Below are 3097 nucleotides of genomic sequence, written 5' to 3'. Positions count from 1 at the left end.
CTTCACTGGCAGCGGAACTTGCGGTTGACGCATATTCACTCGTCTTCACACTTGAGGAATCTGCTTCGCTCGCTGAGTTGTCGGCATCACTAGCGGACTTATCTGCGTCAGCTTGATCGATCGCCTTTTGTGCGTCATCTTTTGCTTGATTTACATCATCCAAAGCATCGTTTGCTTGATCGGCTAAGTTTGCGGCTTCTTCGGCTGCGCTCTTAGCAATCTCATCATTCTTGATTGCTTCACTTGCGGCCGAACTGGCTGTACTTTCAGCTTCACTTGCCACTGCGGCAGCGGAACTTGCAACTGAAGCTGCGCTAGATGCTTTATCCTTGTTACCCGCACTTGCATAGCTATTTGCTTCACTAGCTGCATTATTGGCGACTGAAGCGGCAGAACTTGCTATTGAGTCTGCTTGACTTGCATCTTCATAGTTCTTCGTTGCTTCATCAGCCGCAGAACTTGCCACACTGGCTGCACTCGATGATGCTGAAGCCGCAGAACTTGCCACACTGGCTGCACTCGAAGCAGTTGAAGCGGAACTGGATACACCGGCATTATTTGGATATTCACTTGCTAAATCTGCTACATCTTTGGCTGTACTATCAGCGTTTGAAGCTGCATTAGATGCTTGACTTGCACTTTCTGAGGCATCGGAAGCATAACTATGTGCTTCACTGGCAGCAGAACTTGCGGTTGACGCATATTCACTCGTCTTCACACTTGAGGAATCTGCTTCGCTCGCTGAGTTGTCGGCATCACTAGCGGACTTATCTGCGTCAGCTTGATTGATCGCCTTTTGTGCGTCATCTTTTGCTTGATTTACATCATCCAAGGCATCGTTTGCTTGATCAGCTAAGTTTGCGGCTTCTTCGGCTGCGCTCTTAGCAATCTCGTCGTTCTTGATTGCTTCACTTGCGGCTGAGCTGGCTATACTTTCGGCGGAACTTGCCACTGCTGCAGCAGAACTTGCTACGCTTGCAGCGCTAGAGGCTTTGTCCTTATCGCCTGCTTGAGCGTAACTATTTGCTTCACTGGCTGCACTATTGGCTGTTGAAGCAGCGGAACTTGCTACTGAATCGGATTGGCTTGCATCTTCGTAGTTCTTCGTTGCTTCATCAGCGGCAGAACTTGCCACACTGGCTGCACTCGATGATGCTGAAGCCGCAGAACTTGCCACACTGGCTGCACTCGAAGCAGTTGAAGCGGCACTGGATACACCGGCATTATTTGGATATTCACTTGCTAAATCTGCTACATCTTTGGCTGTACTATCAGCGTTTGAAGCTGCATTAGATGCTTGACTTGCACTTTCTGAGGCATCGGAAGCATAACTATGTGCTTCACTGGCAGCGGAACTTGCAGTGGAGGCATATTCACTGGTCTTCACACTTGAGAAATCTGCTTCACTCGCTGATTTATCCGCATCGCTTGCTGACTTATCGGCATCTTCTTGGTCTGCTGCTTTTTGAGCGTCATCCTTAGCTTGATTTACATCATCCAAGGCATCGTTTGCTTGATCAGCTAAGTTTGCGGCTTCTTCGGCTGCGCTCTTAGCGATCTCATCGTTCTTGATTGCTTCACTTGCGGCTGAGCTGGCTGTACTTTCGGCGGAACTTGCCACTGCGGCAGCTGAGCTTGCAACTGAAGCGGCACTAGATGCTTTGTCCTTGTCACCTGCTTGCGCATAACTATTTGCTTCGCTGGCTGCACTATTAGCTGTTGAAGCTGCGGAACTTGCTACTGAGTCTGCTTGGCTTGCTTCTTCGTAGTTCTTCGTTGCTTCATCGGCTGCGGAACTGGCTACGCTTGCGGCACTAGATGAGGCACTAGCTGCGGAACTTGCTACACTCGCAGCACTAGAAGCGGTGGAAGCGGCACTAGCTACACCAGCATTATTCGGTCGTTCACTTGCTAGGTCTGCGATGTCTTGAGCTGTACTATCCGCCGTAGATGCTACACTGGATGCTTGACTTGCACTTTCTGAGGCATTAGAAGCATAGCTATGGGCTTCATTAGCGGCAGAACTTGCTATTGAAGCATATTCACTTATTTTTATACTTGAGGTGTCTGCTGCTTCAGATGATTTATTGGCATCACTAGCTGAGTTGTCAGCATCTTCTTGATCGGCTGCTTTTTGAGCGTCTTCTTTTGCTTGATTTACGTCAGCTAAAGCTGCTTGCGCTTGATCTGCAAAGTTAGCGGCATCTTCGGCTGCTTTCTTAGCGATCTCATCATTCTTAATTGCTTCGTCTGCAGCTGAACTGGCTGTATTTTCAGCGGAACTGGCCACTGCGGCAGCAGAACTTGCCACTGAAGCTGCGCTAGATGCTTTGTCCTTGTCACCTGCACTTGCATAGCTATTTGCTTCACTAGCGGCACTATTGGCGACTGAAGCGGCAGAACTTGCTATTGAGTCTGCTTGGCTTGCATCTTCATAGTTCTTTGTTGCTTCATCAGCGGCTGAGCTTGCTACGCTGGCGGCACTAGATGAGGCACTAGCAGCTGAGCTAGCTACACTGGCAGCACTTGATGCGGTGGAAGCGGCACTAGCGACACTGGCATTATCTGGGCGTTCACTCGCCATATTTGCTACATCTTTGGCTGTACTATCGGCGTTTGAAGCAGCTTCAGAGGCTTGACTTGCACTTTCTGAGGCATTATCAGCATAGCTATGGGCTTCATTAGCGGCAGAACTTGCTATTGAAGCATATTCGCTAGTTTTTACACTTGAGGAGTCTGCTGCTTCAGATGATTTATTGGCATCACTAGCTGAGTTGTCAGCATCTTCTTGATCGGCTGCCTTTTGCGCGTCTTCTTTTGCTTGATTTACATCATCTAAAGCTGCTTGTGCTTGATCCGCAAAGTTAGCGGCATCTTCGGCTGCTTTCTTAGCGATCTCATCATTCTTGATTGCTTCACTTGCGGCCGAACTGGCTGTACTTTCAGCTTCACTTGCCACTGCGGCAGCGGAACTTGCAACTGAAGCTGCGCTAGATGCTTTATCCTTGTTACCCGCACTTGCATAGCTATTTGCTTCACTAGCTGCATTATTGGCGACTGAAGCGGCAGAACTTGCTATTGAGTCTGCTTGACTTGC

General features: G+C 49.0%; 1 protein-coding gene. It reads right to left on the bottom strand.

Annotation, left to right across the window (positions count from 1 at the left end; genetic code table 11):
* A partial coding sequence (locus tag FC32_RS10700; protein WP_056957237.1) for a hypothetical protein occupies positions 1-3097 on the bottom strand: 3097 nt, incomplete at both ends.

Origin of the sequence: Ligilactobacillus apodemi DSM 16634 = JCM 16172 (assembly GCF_001434405.1) — a bacterium.
GTDB lineage: Bacteria > Bacillota > Bacilli > Lactobacillales > Lactobacillaceae > Ligilactobacillus > Ligilactobacillus apodemi.
The sequence above is the reverse complement of the archived record's forward strand: the minus strand, read 5'-3'. Positions and strand labels throughout refer to the sequence as shown.